This is a genomic window from Streptomyces sp. NPDC025833 (assembly GCF_055558055.1).
Genome location: NZ_JBVHNF010000009.1, coordinates 180,440 through 195,380, shown reverse-complemented (window position 1 = coordinate 195,380; position 14,941 = coordinate 180,440). Strand labels below are relative to the sequence as shown.

Annotated in this window: 14 protein-coding genes; 12 read left to right on the top strand and 2 right to left on the bottom strand. The window is 73.9% G+C overall.

The genetic code is table 11. The features are described 5' to 3' along the window. Window positions 1–6: 6 nt before the first annotated feature. Genes ACZ4K2_RS17955 through ACZ4K2_RS17940 form a run of 4 tightly spaced genes read left to right on the top strand, consistent with a single transcriptional unit; the run spans window position 7 to window position 3,951 of the window. Window positions 7–927, top strand: a complete 921-nt coding sequence (locus tag ACZ4K2_RS17955) for an ABC transporter permease (RefSeq protein ID WP_467473805.1) — start codon at window positions 7–9, stop codon at window positions 925–927. Beyond that, window positions 920–1,900, top strand: coding sequence for an ABC transporter permease (locus tag ACZ4K2_RS17950; protein ID WP_467473803.1), 981 nt, complete (start codon window positions 920–922; stop codon window positions 1,898–1,900). Before ACZ4K2_RS17955 ends, ACZ4K2_RS17950 begins: the two co-directional genes overlap by 8 nt. Before the next feature lie 7 nt (window positions 1,901–1,907). After that, window positions 1,908–2,891 carry an ABC transporter ATP-binding protein gene (locus tag ACZ4K2_RS17945; protein ID WP_467473801.1) on the top strand — a complete coding sequence of 328 codons (984 nt, stop codon included), beginning with the start codon at window positions 1,908–1,910 and terminating at the stop codon, window positions 2,889–2,891. Beyond that, window positions 2,875–3,951, top strand: coding sequence for an ABC transporter ATP-binding protein (locus ACZ4K2_RS17940; RefSeq protein WP_467473799.1), 1,077 nt, complete (start codon window positions 2,875–2,877; stop codon window positions 3,949–3,951). Before ACZ4K2_RS17945 ends, ACZ4K2_RS17940 begins: the two co-directional genes overlap by 17 nt. 110 nt (window positions 3,952–4,061) lie before the next feature. Here the strand turns inward: ACZ4K2_RS17940 and ACZ4K2_RS17935 are convergent, their stop codons facing one another. Then, entirely contained in the window at window positions 4,062–6,191 is a 2,130-nt protein-coding gene (locus tag ACZ4K2_RS17935) for a S9 family peptidase (RefSeq protein ID WP_467473797.1), read from the bottom strand. A gap of 174 nt (window positions 6,192–6,365) precedes the next feature. Here ACZ4K2_RS17935 and ACZ4K2_RS17930 point away from each other — a divergent pair, with 174 nt between their 5' ends. The 8 genes from ACZ4K2_RS17930 to ACZ4K2_RS17895 all read left to right on the top strand — a co-directional run bounded on the left by ACZ4K2_RS17930 (window position 6,366) and on the right by ACZ4K2_RS17895 (window position 14,039). Continuing rightward, window positions 6,366–6,560, top strand: a complete 195-nt coding sequence (locus tag ACZ4K2_RS17930) for a hypothetical protein (protein ID WP_467473796.1) — start codon at window positions 6,366–6,368, stop codon at window positions 6,558–6,560. Between the two features lie 86 nt (window positions 6,561–6,646). Beyond that, window positions 6,647–7,501: an N-acetyl-1-D-myo-inositol-2-amino-2-deoxy-alpha-D-glucopyranoside deacetylase gene (mshB, locus tag ACZ4K2_RS17925; protein WP_467473795.1), complete on the top strand. Its 855-nt coding sequence runs from the start codon at window positions 6,647–6,649 to the stop codon at window positions 7,499–7,501. Next, on the top strand, window positions 7,498–7,914 hold the full coding sequence (locus tag ACZ4K2_RS17920) for a DUF6113 family protein (protein ID WP_467473794.1): 417 nt from the start codon (window positions 7,498–7,500) through the stop codon (window positions 7,912–7,914). The genes mshB and ACZ4K2_RS17920 overlap by 4 nt, the downstream gene beginning before the upstream one ends. 190 nt (window positions 7,915–8,104) lie before the next feature. Beyond that, a complete protein-coding gene (locus tag ACZ4K2_RS17915; RefSeq protein ID WP_467473792.1) occupies window positions 8,105–10,438 on the top strand; it encodes a hypothetical protein in 2,334 nt (777 codons plus the stop codon). A 133-nt stretch (window positions 10,439–10,571) separates the two neighbouring features. Beyond that, a complete protein-coding gene (locus tag ACZ4K2_RS17910) occupies window positions 10,572–11,501 on the top strand; it encodes an ABC transporter ATP-binding protein (protein WP_467473790.1) in 930 nt (309 codons plus the stop codon). Next, window positions 11,498–12,238: an ABC transporter permease gene (locus ACZ4K2_RS17905; protein WP_467473788.1), complete on the top strand. Its 741-nt coding sequence runs from the start codon at window positions 11,498–11,500 to the stop codon at window positions 12,236–12,238. Before ACZ4K2_RS17910 ends, ACZ4K2_RS17905 begins: the two co-directional genes overlap by 4 nt. Continuing rightward, window positions 12,235–13,428 (top strand): sensor histidine kinase, encoded by a 1,194-nt coding sequence (locus tag ACZ4K2_RS17900; protein ID WP_467473786.1) that lies wholly within the window; start codon window positions 12,235–12,237, stop codon window positions 13,426–13,428. Before ACZ4K2_RS17905 ends, ACZ4K2_RS17900 begins: the two co-directional genes overlap by 4 nt. Next, window positions 13,425–14,039, top strand: a complete 615-nt coding sequence (locus tag ACZ4K2_RS17895) for a response regulator (protein ID WP_467473784.1) — start codon at window positions 13,425–13,427, stop codon at window positions 14,037–14,039. Before ACZ4K2_RS17900 ends, ACZ4K2_RS17895 begins: the two co-directional genes overlap by 4 nt. Window positions 14,040–14,057: 18 nt before the next feature. On the opposite strand, the gene ACZ4K2_RS17890 is transcribed toward ACZ4K2_RS17895, so the two are convergent. Beyond that, window positions 14,058–14,924 carry a transglutaminase family protein gene (locus tag ACZ4K2_RS17890; RefSeq protein WP_467473782.1) on the bottom strand — a complete coding sequence of 289 codons (867 nt, stop codon included), beginning with the start codon at window positions 14,922–14,924 and terminating at the stop codon, window positions 14,058–14,060. Window positions 14,925–14,941 lie beyond the last annotated feature (17 nt).

Here is a 14,941-nt window from a genome sequence, read left to right as displayed (position 1 = left end):
GCCGGCATGGGGCGCTACGTCGTCCGGCGGCTGCTCCAGATGGTCCCGGTCTTCGTCGGGGCCACGCTGCTGATCTTCCTGATGGTGAACGTGATGGGCGACCCCGTCGCCGGCCTGTGCGGGGAGCGGGCCTGCGACCCGGCCACCGCCGCCCAGCTGGAGCGGGAGTTCGGCCTCGACGAGCCGCTGTGGCAGCAATACCTGACCTACATGGGCAAGGTCTTCACCGGCGACTTCGGCACGGCGTTCAACGGGCAGCCGGTCACCGAGCTGATGGCGACGGCGTTCCCGGTCACCGCCCGGCTCACCGTCGTGGCCGTCCTCTTCGAGATCGTCCTCGGCATCACGCTGGGCGTCGTCACCGGACTGCGGCGCGGCCGGCCCGTCGACACCGGGGTGCTCCTGGCCACCCTCGTGGTGATCTCCGTGCCGACGTTCGTCACCGGTCTGCTGATGCAACTGCTGCTCGGCATCAGGTGGCACTGGATCAGGCCCTCGGTCCGCTACGGCTCCTACGACGAGCTGATCGTCCCCGGGCTGGTCCTCGCCTCCGTCTCCCTCGCCTACGTCACCCGCCTGACCCGCACCTCCATCGCCGAGAACAAGCGGTCCGACTACGTCCGCACGGCGATCGCCAAGGGCCTGCCCCGGCACCGGGTCGTCACCCGTCACCTGCTGCGCAACTCCCTGATCCCCGTCGTCACCTTCATCGGCACCGACATCGGCGCGCTGATGGGCGGCGCGATCGTCACCGAGCGGATCTTCAACATCCACGGCGTCGGCTACCAGCTCTACCAGGGCATCCTGCGCCAGAACACCCAGACCGTCGTCGGCTTCGTGACCGTGCTCGTGCTGGTCTTCCTGATCGCCAACCTGCTCGTCGACCTGCTCTACGCCGTACTCGACCCGAGGATCCGCTATGCCTGACCAGCCGTACGAGGCCGAGGGGGCGATCGCGGGCACCGGCATGGGCGGCGCGATGGACCTCGGCGCGAGCGAGGCCGCCACGCTGGAGCGGACCCCGGGCGGCCCCCTCGGCACGGGCCCCGCGGGCCGGCCCCGCTCCCTGTGGTCCGACGCCTGGCGGGACCTGCGCCGCAACCCGGTCTTCCTGCTCTCCGCCCTGGTCATCCTCTTCCTGGTGTTCGTCGCGCTGTGGCCCTCGGCGATCGCCTCCGGCAGCCCCCTGACGTGCGACCTGGCCAAGGCCCAGGACGGCCCGGCACCGGGTGCCCCGTTCGGGTACGACGGACAGGGCTGCAACGTGTACACGCGCACCGTCTACGGCGCCCGCGCGTCCGTCACGGTCGGGCTGTGCGCCACGCTCGGGGTGGCCCTGCTCGGGTCCGTGCTCGGCGGGCTCGCGGGCTACTTCGGCGGTGTCCCCGACTCGGTGCTCTCCCGGGTCACCGACATCTTCTTCGCCATCCCGGTCGTCCTCGGCGGTCTCGTCCTCCTCTCGGTCGTGACCTCCAACACCGTCTGGCCGGTCATCGGGTTCATGGTGCTGCTCGGCTGGCCGCAGATCTCCCGCATCGCCCGCGGCGCGGTCATCACCGCCAAGCAGAACGACTACGTCCAGGCCGCCCGCGCCCTCGGCGCCTCCGACACGCGCATCCTGCTCCGGCACATCGCGCCGAACGCCGTGGCGCCCGTCATCGTCGTCGCGACCATCGCGCTCGGCACGTACATCTCCCTGGAGGCGACCCTGTCCTACCTCGGCGTCGGCCTGAAACCGCCCAGCGTCTCCTGGGGCATCGACATCTCGGCCGCCTCCCCCTTCATCCGCAACGCCCCGCACGCCCTGCTCTGGCCCGCGGGCGCCCTCGCCGTCACGGTGCTGGCCTTCATCATGCTCGGCGACGCGGTCCGCGACGCCCTCGACCCGAAACTGAGGTGACGGCGCCGTGCTGCTCGAAGTGCGCGACCTGCACGTGGAGTTCCGGAGCCGGGACGGCATCGCCCACGCGGTCGACGGGGTCGGCTGCGCGGTGGACGCGGGGGAGACGCTGGCGGTGCTCGGCGAGTCCGGGTCGGGCAAGTCCGTCACCGCGCAGGCCGTGATGGGCATCCTGGACACCCCGCCGGCCCGGATCACCGCGGGGCAGGTCCTCTTCAAGGGGCAGGACCTGCTGAGGCTGAAGGAGCCGGAGCGGCGCCGGATCCGGGGCGCCGGGATGGCGATGATCTTCCAGGACGCGCTGTCGGCCCTCAACCCGGTGCTCTCCGTGGGCGACCAGCTCGGCGAGATGTTCGTCGTGCACCGGGGGATGTCCAGGAAGGACGCCCGGGCCAGGGCCGTCGAACTGATGGACCGCGTGCGCATCCCGGGGGCGGCGCAGCGGGTGCGGGACTACCCGCACCAGTTCTCCGGCGGCATGCGCCAGCGGATCATGATCGCCATGGCGCTGGCCCTGGAACCGGCACTCGTCATCGCCGACGAACCGACCACCGCCCTGGACGTCACGGTCCAGGCCCAGGTCATGGACCTGCTCGCCGAGTTGCGGCGCGAGTACCGCATGGGGCTGATCCTGATCACGCACGATCTGGGGGTCGTCGCCGACGTCGCCGACCGGATCGCGGTGATGTACGCGGGGAAGATCGTCGAGTCCGCGCCCGTGCACGACCTCTACAAGGCGCCCGCCCACCCCTACACCCGCGGCCTGCTGGACTCCGTACCCCGGCTGGACCGCAAGGGGCGGGAGCTGTACGCCATCAAGGGCCTCCCGCCGAACCTCGCGCGGATCCCGCCGGGCTGCTCCTTCCACCCCCGCTGCCCGATGGCCCGGGACGTGTGCCGCACCGACGAGCCCCCGCGGTACGCGGTGGCCGACGGCCGGGACAGCGCCTGCCACTTCTGGAGGGAGTGCCTGCATGGCCCCGACCACTGAGCCGGTCCTGGAGGTCGAGGGCCTCGTCAAGCACTACCCGCTGACCCGGGGCGTCCTGTTCCGCAAGCAGGTCGGCGCGGTGAAGGCGGTCGACGGCGTCGACTTCACGCTCCACCGGGGCGAGACCCTGGGGATCGTGGGCGAGTCGGGCTGCGGCAAGTCGACGGTCGCCAAGCTGCTGTGCAGCCTGGAGCGCCCCACGGCCGGCGCCATCCGGTACAAGGGGGAGGACATCACCGGACTCGGCGGCCGGGCGCTGAAGGCCGTGCGCCGCAACATCCAGATGGTCTTCCAGGACCCGTACACCTCGCTCAACCCGCGGATGACGGTCGGCGACATCGTCGGGGAGCCGTACGACATCCACCCCGGGGCCGCGCCCAGGGGCGACCGCCGCCGCAGGGTGCGGGAACTGCTGGACGTGGTCGGCCTCGACCCGGAGTACGTCAACCGGTACCCGCACCAGTTCTCCGGCGGCCAGCGCCAGCGCATCGGCATCGCCCGGGCACTGGCGCTGCGCCCCGAGATCATCGTCGCCGACGAACCGGTGTCCGCGCTGGACGTCTCGGTGCAGGCCCAGGTGATCAACCTGCTGGACCGGCTGCAGACGGAGTTCGACCTGTCGTACGTCTTCATCGCGCACGACCTGTCGATCGTCCGGCACATCTCGGACCGGGTCGGGGTCATGTACCTGGGCCGGATCGTGGAGACCGGGCGGGACGCCGAGATCTACGACCACGCGACGCACCCCTACACCCAGGCGCTGCTCTCCGCGGTGCCCGTGCCCGACCCGGCGGCCCGGGAGCGCCGCGAGCGGATCATCCTCACCGGGGACGTGCCCTCGCCGACGGACATCCCCTCGGGCTGCCGGTTCCGCACCCGCTGCTGGAAGGCGCAGCCGCGCTGCGCGCGCGAGGTGCCGGAGCTGGCGGTCCCCGCCGTCTTCCGCGACACGCGGGGCCCCGCGGCCCACCCCTCGGCGTGCCACTTCGCGGCGGAGGCGCGGGCGGTCACGCCCGCCCCGCCGCCCGAGCGCCGGGTGAACGGCGACGGGCCGGGGTGACCTGGTGCACCCCGGCCCGTCCACGGCACCCGCACGGCCGCACGGAGTTCAGGATGCCGCCTCCGCGTGTCGGCGCCGTGTCGGTGACGTCACCCGGGTGTCACCGCGGTTCACGAGCGGCCGGCCGGCGGGAGGGAGCGCCGCAGGAAGTCGAGCTGGAGCCGGAGCAGGTTCTCCGCCACCGCCTCCTGCGGGGTCATGTGGGTGACCCCGGACAGGGGCAGCACCTCGTGCGGGCGGCCGGCGGCCAGCAGCGCCGAGGACAGGCGCAGGGAGTGCGCGACGACCACGTTGTCGTCCGCCAGGCCGTGGATGACCATCATCGGGCGGTGCGGCTCGGCCGGGTCGACCAGGCCCGCGTCGTCGACCAGCGAGTTGCGGCGGTAGACCTCGGGCTGTTCGGCCGGGTCGCCGAGGTAGCGCTCCTGGTAGTGGGTGTCGTAGAGGCGCAGGTCGGTGACGGGGGCGCCGACCACCGCCGCGTGGAAGACGTCCGGGCGGCGCAGCACCGCCAGCGCCGCCAGGTAGCCGCCGAAGGACCAGCCCCGGATCGCCACCCGGCCCAGGTCCAGCGGGTACCGCTCGGCGAGCGCGTGCAGCGCGTCCACCTGGTCCTGGAGCACCACGGCCGCCAGTTCGTCGCGGACCGCCTTCTCCCAGGCGGGCGAGCGGCCCGGGGTGCCCCGGCCGTCGGCGACGACCACCGCGAAACCCTGGTCGGCGAACCACTGCGAGGTGAGGTGGGCGTTGTGCGCGGCCGCCACCCGCTGGCCGTGCGGACCGCCGTACGGGTCCACGAGGACCGGCAGGGGAGTGTCACCGTGGTAGTCCCGTGGCATAAGCACGGCGCACGGAATTCGGCGTGCGCCCCCCTCGGTGAGCGTGACCCGGGGGGACAAACCCGGATCTTCCGCGTGTGTCCGGACAGTCGCCACCGGCTTCCCGTCGCACAGCACCTGCGCCCGCGTGCCCGGCCGGCCGAGGGTCGCGGACACCAGGACGGTCACGTTCCCGGCGCGCACCGCCGTGTGCACGCCCGGCTCCCGGGACAGCCGTTCCACGCCCAGTTCGTTCACCCGGTACACATGAACTTCGCCAATTTCCGTCGCCTCGGCCTCCGTACCGGAAGAGGCGGAAACGAGTACGTCCGCCGCACCCACGTCCAGAACCGCTCGAATATGCAATTGCGCGCTGGTCAGCGGCCGTTCGCCGACCGCGAGAACCCGGGCGCCGCCCTCGTCCGCGACCCGGACAAGCTGCCCGGAAGGGCTCCAGCAGGGCACTCCGGCGAACAATTCAAGCCAATCTGGATCTTCGTCCGCGTGCACCATCCGCGTGGCCCCGGTGTCCGGGTCCACCGCCAGGATCAACTGGCCCCTCTGGTCCCTCGCCTGCACCAGCAGCAGCGGCGCACCCGCCGCTGACCAGTGCACACGTGCCAGATACGGGTAGCGGGACCGGTCCCACGCCACCTCCGTGCGCTCCCCGGCGAGGCCGACGACGAACAGGCGCACGTCCGCGTTCGGAGTGCCCGCCGCGGGGTACCTGACGTTATTTGGCTCACGCTCGGGGTGGGCCGGATCCGAGATCCACCACCGCCGCACCGGCGTGTCGTCCACGCGCGCCACGAGCAGCCGGTCCGACCCCGGCGCCCACCAGAAGCCCCGCGAACGGCCCATCTCCTCGGCCGCGACGAACTCCGCGAGACCATAGCCGACGCCCGCCGACTCCGGCTCGGCCAGGGCCCGGTCGCCGTCCCCGCCGGCCCCCACCACGCGCAGCGCGCCCCCGGACACGTACGCCACGTACCGCCCGTCGGGGGACGGGCGCGGGTCGATCACCGGCCCCGGAACGGGCAGTTCACGGGTGGTCCCGGCCCGCAGCCCCGCCGTGAAAAGCCGCCCTGACAAGGCGAAAGCCGCCAACTCCACCGCCTGGTCGGTGGCGTAGCCCACGATCCCGGCGCCGCCCTCGCGGCTGCGCTCGCGGCGGGCCCGCTCCTCGGGCGGGAGCTCCTCGCGGGCGCCCCCGAGGAGCGCGCGCGGATCGGCCGCCGGACGCTCGGCGCCCTCGGGAAGGTCCATCACCCACAGGGAGTTGGCCCGGTCGGTGCCGGAGCCGGAACGCAGGAAAGCGACACGCGAACCGTCGGGCGCGACGGTGAACGCGCGCGGCGCGCCGAGCGTGAACCGCTGGGTCCGCGCGTGTCGGCGGGGGAAGGAGTCAGCCTCGGTCGTCATACCCCGACCATATTGGCCATGCGCCCCCTTGTGCGGCTGTGCGCCGAGCGATGCGCGAGTACACATAGTTATGATCACTACCGCTGTGTGGGTATGAAACTGCTCGCGTCCGCATTGATTTGCTCAACTGATCTAGAACCCGCGTCCCCTGGGATCTTTTGGAGGTGAGCCGCCGTGGCACTCTCGATTTCGGCGGTGGTGCTGCTGGCGATCATCGTCTTCTTGTTGATCAAGAAGTCAGGACTGAAGGGCGGTCATGCGGTCATCTGCGTCCTGCTCGGCTTCTATCTCGCCTCCTCCACCATCGCGCCCACGATCAGCGAACTGACGACCAACGTCGCCAGCATGATCGGCAGCATCAAGTTCTGACGGCGGGCGGGGCACCGGTCCCGGCGCACCGTCCGGCGCACTGCGACGGCGGGAGCGCGGGGGCCGCCACCTCGTAGGGTGGTCCCATGACGGAACTGCCCTCCCGGCGTCTGCTCCTGGTGCACGCGCACCCGGACGACGAGTCGATCAACAACGGCGCGACCATGGCGCGGTACGCGGCCGAGGGTGCGCACGTGACCCTGGTCACCTGCACCCTGGGCGAGCGCGGCGAGGTCATCCCGCCGGAGCTGCGGCACCTGACGGGTCCCGCGCTGGGCGCGCACCGGCGCGGCGAGCTGGGCGCGGCGCTGGCCGCGCTCGGCGTCACGGACGGCCGGCTGCTCGGCGGCGCCGGGCGGTACGGCGACTCCGGGATGATGGGCCTCGCCGACAACGACGACCCCGGCAGCTTCTGGCGCGCCGACCCGGACGAGGCCGCCGGTCTGCTCGCCGACGTGATCCTGGAGGTCCGCCCGCAGGTCGTCGTGACGTACGACGACGGCGGCGGCTACGGCCACCCGGACCACATCCAGGCCCACCGCGTCGCCATGCGCGCGGTCGACCTCGCGGCCGAACGGGGCCACCGGGTCGCCAAGGTGTACTGGAACCGCGTCCCGCGCTCCGTCGCCGAGGCCGCCTTCGCCCGCCTCCAGGAGGAACTGGGCACCCTGCCGTTCGACAAGGGCGCGGACGTGGACGACGTACCGGGCGTGGTCGACGACGCGCGGATCACCACCGCGGTCGACGGCACCGCGCACGCCGCCGCCAAGGCCGCCGCGATGCGCGCCCACGCCACCCAGATCGAGGTCGCGGAGCCGTACTTCGCGCTCTCCAACGAACTCGCCCAGCCGCTGTTCACCACCGAGTACTACGAACTGGTGCGCGGAGCGGGACAGCCCGGGGAGACCGACCTGTTCGCCGGGGTCGAGGAGGCGTCATGAGCGGCGGCGGACCGGGTTCGGCGCTCGCCCGGCCGCTGCGTGCGCCCTCCCTGGGGCGGGCCGCGGCCCTCGTCGGACTGTTCCTGCTCGGCGCGGTCGTGGCCTTCGCCGGGGCGCTGATCCAGGCCGCCTGGTTCCCCGGCGGGCTGCTGCTGGCACTCGCGGGCGCCGCCGGGGCCTTCCTCGGCGGGGCGTACGCCACCCGCAGCCGCGGCGGCGCGGTGGCACCGGCGGCCGGCTGGGTGGTGACCGTCGTCCTGCTCACCACCACGCGCGCGGAAGGCGACTTCCTGTTCGGCGCGGGCGGCGGCTCCTATCTCTTCCTGCTCGGCGGCATGGCCCTCGCTGTGATCTGTGCCACCGTCGGCGCCGGACGGCAACCCGGCGCCGGGCCCGCCCGACTTGGCAAGTGACGTACCACTTCGCCGTGCGTCGCGCGTGGGAGTCCGGTGCGGGTTTACTCGGCGGTCATGGGATAAGCGCCAGTAGCGGCCAGTATGGTGGTGCGCGCCGCCGAGCCTCCCCCATCTCGACTGCGCTCGAACAGGGGGTACCCCCAGCTGAGGGCGAAACGGGCGGCGGAGCCAACCGGGAGAACCTGTCTTGAGCCGTGAAACTGACACTCCGTCCTCCGGGCCCCACGGGCGCGGCGGAACCGCATACCCCTCCGGCACGCCGCCGTACGGGACCCCCTCGGCTCCCGACGACGGCGCGGGCGCGGGCCGTTCGGGAGCGCGGCCGGAGGAGAAGAAGACCGAGACCACGCTGACGACCCGGATCCGGATCAACATCCCCGGGTCCCGGCCCATCCCGCCGGTCGTCATGCGCACGCCCGTCGCGGACGGCGAGGACTCCGGGGAGGAGACGCCCGCCGCCGAGCCGCGGCCCGCGGCCGACCGGACGCCCGCCGCCCCGGCGCCCGCCGAGGCCCCGGCCGAGCCCGCGGCCCAGGCGGAGGAGAAGACCAGCGACTGGTTCGCGCCCCGCAAGTCCGGGCCCCAGAAGGGCGGTCCGGCCACCGGCGGCGCGAACGGCGCCCAGCACGCCGCCGGTTCCGGCGCTCCGGCGCCCTCCGCCGGTGCACCGGGCCCCCGTGCGGGTGGTCCGGGGGCGTCCGGCGCGGCGGGTACCACCGGCGCGCGCCCTGGGGGCGGCCGCCCCGGCGGGGTGGTCGGCTCGATGAGCGTGCCGGGCGGCTCCCGCCCCGGCGGCACCAACGGCAAGGGCCTGCCCGGCGCCACCGGCGGCCCGGTCGCCCCGGGCCACGGCGGCGGCACCGGTTCCTTCGACGTGACCGAGGCGCTGACCGCGGGTCCGCTGGGCGGTTCCCGCCCCGGCTCCGGCGAGCCCCGCCGGGACGACCTGCCGTACTTCGCGGAGCACGGCGCGGAGGGCGGCGACGGCTTCGCCGCGGGCGCCGGCCGCCAGGACGGCTTCGGCGCCGGCGCGCCGGGCCCGGACGGGCACGACGGCCACGGCGGCGCCGCGGGCGGTGCCCACGGCCACGGCGGCACCGGCGGCGAGGGGGGCTTCGACGGCCCCGGCGGCCGCCCCGGCCCGGCCGGCCCCACCAGCGGTCCGGTCACCGGCGACGGCACCCTCGGCGGACCGGCCGGCGGCCCCGGCCCGAAGCCGAACGACCCCTTCGGCGCCCCGGCGGTGCCCGGCTTCGGCGGCCAGGGCACCCCGCCCGCGCGCAGCGCCCTCGCCGACCTCGACGGCCCCGCGGGCGTCCCCGGCGGGGGGCTGAGCGACGACACGGCGATCCTCACCCCGCAGAAGCCGGCCCCCGAGCCCGGCACGCCCGGCTACCGCCCGCCGGCCGCCGGAAACGTCTCCGGACACACCGTCAGCAGCGGCGCCCCGGCCGTCCCCGGCGCGGGCACGTCCCCGTTCGGCGGCCACGCCGACGGTCCGGCGGTGCCCGCGGCGGCCGAGCCGGCACCGGCCGCCGCGCCCAGGAGCACGCCCAAGGCCGCGGCCAAGCCGAAGAAGAAGGGCCGCAGCAAGCTGGTGCTGCTCGCCGTCGGTGTGATCGTAGTCGCGGGCGGCGCCTACGGTGCCGGGCTGCTGATGAACCACACCGACGTGCCCAAGGGCACCACCGTGCTCGGCGTCGACATCGGCGGCGGCACCCGCGACGACGCCGTCAAGAAACTGGACGACGCCTTCGGCAAGCGGGTCGACCAGCCGCTGAAGCTGTCCGTCGGCGGCAGGTCGGTCACCCTCGCGCCGCAGAACGCGGGCCTCCAGTTCGACTACCAGGCCACGGTGAGCGAGGCGGCCCGCAGCGACTACAACCCGGTCCACGTCGTCGGCTCCCTGTTCGGCGAGAAGCGCGTGGTCCAGCCGGTCATGCCGGTGGACGAGGAGAAGCTCCAGGCCGCCCTCCAGCAGGCCGGCGGCGGCTCGGGCTCGGTCACCGACGGCACCATCGACTTCAGCTCCGGCAAGGCCGTGGCCGTCTACGGCAAGGCGGGCACGGCCATCGACGCCGGCCGCTCCACCCAGGCGGTGGAGCAGGCGTACCGCACGCTGGTGGAGACGGGCGCCGCTGCCCCGGTCACGGTGCCGACCACCACCAGGCAGCCGACGGTCTCCAAGGCCGAGGTCGACCGGGAGATGAGGGAGTTCGCGCAGCCTGCGATGTCGGACCGGGTGACCGTGCAGACGGACCCGGCCCACTCGGTCCCGATGAGCCCGCAGAACTCGCTGCGCAAGTTCCTCAGGGTCACGGCCGTCGGCGGCAAGCTGGTCGACAAGCCGGACCTGAACGCCCTGAAGGATTTGTACGGCCAGGCGTTCGACGGCGTGCTCATCACCCGCGGCAACGGCAAGAAGACCGCCGTCACGCCCGAGGACGTCTACGCCGCCCTGCGCCAGGCGCTGATCAGCAGGACGAACCGGGTCGCGGTCATCTCCACGGAACCCAACTAGGCGCTCCGCCGGACCCGCCGGGCCGCGGCCGACCGCGGCCCGGCCCGGCGGGTCCGGGTATGACATCTGTCATCCGGCACCCGGGACCGCCGACACTGCCGGGCACCCGGCCCCGGCCGTCAGCATGGTCACCATGACGACGACAGCGGCACCGGCCACCACCACCCCGGTGGTCGGGTTCGACCAGGTGACCAAGACGTACGGGGACGTGCGGGCCGTCGACGGCCTCTCGCTCCGGCTGTACCCGGGCGAGACCGTCGCCCTCCTCGGCCCGAACGGGGCCGGCAAGTCCACCGCCCTGGACCTGCTCCTCGGGCTCAAGGCCCCCGACAGCGGCAGCGTGCGCCTGTTCGGCACCGGTCCGCGCGAGGCGATCGTCGCCGGGCGGGTCGGGGCCATGCTCCAGAGCGGCGGGCTGATGGACGGGGTCACCGTCGCCGAACTGGTCAAGCTGGCCTGCTCCCTGCACCCGAGGCCGTACCCGGTGGCCGACGTGCTGGCCCGCGCCGGCGTCGCCCAGATCGCCGACCGCAAGGCCGACAAGCTCTCCGGCGGCCAGGCCCAGCGGGTCAGGTTCGCCCTCGCCACGGCCGGCGACAGCGACCTGATCATCCTGGACGAGCCCACCACCGGCATGGACGTCTCCGCCCGCCAGGCGTTCTGGGCCACCATGCGCGAGCAGGCCGACCGGGGCCGCACGGTCCTCTTCGCCACCCACTACCTGGAAGAGGCCGACGCCATCGCCGACCGGGTGCTGGTGCTGCACCGCGGCCGCCTGCTCGCCGACGGCACGGCGGCCGAGATCAAGGCCAGGGCCGGCGCCCGGCGCGTCGCCTTCGACCTGGAGGGCGAGATCGACGAGGCCGCGCTGCGCGGTCTGCCCTTCCTCACCTCCGTCGACGTGTCCGGCCAGACCGTCCGCATCCAGTCCTCCGACGCCGACGCGACCGTCCACGCCCTCTACGGCCTCGGCGTCTACCCCCGCAATCTCGAAGTCGCCGGCCTTGGCCTGGAGCAGGCCTTCGTCGCCATCACCGCCGCCGAGGAGGCGAAGCAGTCGTGAACAGCCTGATCAGACTGGAAGTGTCCCGCGCCCTGCGCAACCGCAAGTTCCTGTTCTTCTCCGTGCTCTACCCCGCCGGCCTGTTCCTGCTCATCGCGGGCAGCGCCGACAGCCACGAGAAGCTGGACGGCACCGGTCTGACCCTGCCGACCTACATGATGGTCTCCATGGCGTCCTTCGGCGCCCTGACCGCCGTCCTCATGGGCAACTCCGAGCGCATCGCCAAGGAGCGCGAGAGCGGGTGGGTACGGCAGTTGCGGCTGACCACCCTGCCCGGGCGCGGCTACGTCCTCGCCAAGACCGCGAGCGCGGCCGTGGTCAGCCTGCCGTCCATCGTGGTCGTGTTCGTGGTCGCCGCGGCGGTGAAGGACGTCCGCCTCGGCCCCTGGCAGTGGCTCGGCCTCACCGGCGCGATCTGGGCGGGCAGCCTGGTCTTCGCCGCCCTCGGCGTCGCCCTCGGCTACCTGGCCAGTGGGGACGCGGTCCGCCCCCTCACCATGATCATCTACTTCGGCCTGTCCATGCTGGGCGGCCTGTGGATGCCGACCACCACCTTCCCGCGGTGGCTCCAGGGCATCGCCGACTGGCTGCCCACCCACGCGTACGCTTCCCTCGGGCGGGCGGTCGAGCAGAGCCAGGCACCGCGGGCCCAGGACCTCGCCGTCCTCGCCGTCTCCTTCGTCCTCTTCGCGGGCGGCGCGGCCTGGCTGTACCGGAAGGACACGCTGAAGGCGTGAGCACGACGACGGAAGACCCGAACGACGGCGCGGACGCGCCCACCTCCCTGGGCCGGACGCCCCGCAACTGGCGCGAGATCCTGGTGAAGACGCTGTGGATCGCCGTCTGGCTGGTCTTCCTCAGCTCGCCGGTCCGCGACCTGGTCGACGGCGGGCACGGCACCGGCGCCACGGTGGCCGGCGCCCTCGGCCTCACCGTGTTCGTCGGGATCTACCTGACGCTGGTGTTCCGCAACATGGGCCGGCCGGCCTCCCCGCGGACCGTCTACGCCCTCGGTGGGACCCTCGGGGTGCTCGCCCCCGCCCTGGCCCTCACCCTCGGCAGCGCCTGGCTGGGCCTCTTCGTCTACCTGTCGGTCGCCTGCGGGGCCGCCCTGCCGCTGCGGGCGGCCTACTGGGCCATCCCCGCCTCCGGCGTGGTGATGTACCTGATCGGCCTGCGCACCGACGAGCAGGAGGCCCGGGGGCTGATCCTGCTCGTCCTGCTCATCGGGTTCGCGATGAGCGGCGTCGGCCAGCTGGTGCGCACCACCGTCGAGCTGCGCAAGGCCCGGGCCACCGTCGCCCAGCTCGCCGCGAACGAGGAACGCCTGCGGCTCGCCCGCGACCTGCACGACCTGCTCGGCCACTCCCTGTCCCTGATCACGCTGAAGAGCGAGCTGGCCGGCCGCATGCTGCCCGCCCACCCGGACAAGGCCGCCCAGCAGGTCGCCGACATCGAACAGGTCAGCCGGCAGGCCCTGGTGGACGTCCGGGAGGCCGTCACCGGGTACCGGCGGCCCCGGCTCGCCGCCGAACTCGCCGGCGCCCAGGTCGCCCTGACCGCGGCCGGGGTCACGGCCGAGGTGCCCGCCGAGCCCGATCTCACCGGCGTCCCCGAGGAGTCCGAGTCCGCCCTCGCCTGGGTGCTGCGCGAGGCGGTCACCAACGTGGTCCGGCACAGCGGCGCCGGCCGCTGCCTCGTGCGGCTGCTGCACCGCCAGACCCTGGACGGGCCGGTGCTCGAACTCTGCGTCGAGGACGACGGGTCCGGCGGCTCCGGCGGGGGCCCCGGCAACGGCCTGACCGGCCTGGCCGAGCGCCTGGAGAAGGCCGGCGGCGCACTGGAGGCGGGCCGGGTCAAGCACGGGTTCCGGCTGGTCGCCCGCGTGCCCACCGCCCTGCCGGCCGACGTAGGATCCGGGGCATGACGCGCACGATCAAGGTCCTGCTGGCCGAGGACCAGTCGATGGTCCGCGAGGCACTGGCCGCGCTGCTCGGCCTGGAGGACGACATCGAGGTCGTCGCCCAGGTCGCGCGCGGCGACGAGGTGCTCGCCGCCGTCGGCGAGCACGGCGTGGACGTGGCGCTGCTCGACATCGAGATGCCCGGCTGCACCGGCATCGAGGCCGCGGCCCGGGTGCACCGCGCGTTCCCGGGGGTCAGGCTGGTCGTCCTGACCACCTTCGGACGGCCCGGCTACCTGCGCAGCGCGATGGAGGCGGGCGCCGACGCCTTCCTGGTCAAGGACGCCCCGGCCGCCCAGCTCGCCGAGGCGGTCCGCAGGGTGCTGGCCGGGGAGCGGGTCATCGACCCCACCCTGGCCGCCGCCGCGCTCGCCGAGGGCGCGAACCCGCTCACCGACCGCGAGCGCGAGGTGCTCCGCGCGGCGGCCGACGGCTCCACCAACGCGGAGCTGGCCCAGGCGCTCCACCTCTCCCCGGGCACGGTCCGCAACTACCTGTCGACGGCCATCCAGAAGCTGGCGGCGCGCAACCGGGCGGAGGCGGTCCGCGTGGCCCGGGACAAGGGGTGGCTGTGAGCACGCGCCGCCGGCCGCTCAGTTGAGCTTGGCCCGCGCGATCCGGGACTCCTGGCGCACCTTCAGGGCCGCCGGCTCGTCGACCACCTCGATCAGGTCGGCGTACGCGGCCAGCTCCTCGGAGCCCGCGACGAACTCCCCCCGCTGCACCAGCAGTTGCCCGCGCTCGTAGCGCAGCCGCGCCGGGTGCGAGGGGATCAGCAGCGCCAGTTCCACCGCCCGCAGCGCGACGTCGGACCGCTCCGGCCGCGCCGCGGCCCACGCCCGCATGTTGTTCAGGACGCGCTGGACGACCTCCAGGGGCGGCGCCGGCTGAAGCATCGAGGACTCCAGCGGCGCCCCCGTGGCGCCCGCCACCAGCAGCTCGGCGTCCGTCCCGGTCAGCACCCGCCCGGTGTCGAACGGATCGGCCAGCACCTGCTCCGCCGCCGTGCCGAACCCGACCACGAAGTGCCCCGGCAGCGCGACCCCGTACACCGGGGCCCCCGCCCGGCGCGCGACCTCCAGCCACACCACCGACAGCAGGATCGGCAGGCCGCGCCGCCGCCGCAGCACCTCGTGCAGCAGGGAGGACTCCACCCGCTGGTAGTCGCCCGGCGTGCCGTGGAACCCGTGGCGGTCGCCGAGCAGCCGCCGTACGGCCTCCGCCCACGCGTGCGGCCCGCCCGGCCGGTACGGCAGCTCGCCCGCCAGCCGGTCCAGTTCGGCCTGCGCGGCGTCGATGCCCGGCTCGTCGAGCGAGCCGTCCGTCTCCGCGCCGATCAGCAGGCACAGCGCCGACAGGTCCGGCCGCTCGGACCGGGCCTCCTCGGCGAACCGGCGCCGCAGCTCGGCCGAGCGCTTCGGCGGGGGCGGGTACGGGGGCGGCAGATATGGGTGACGCATGGCAGGCTCATGCCCTT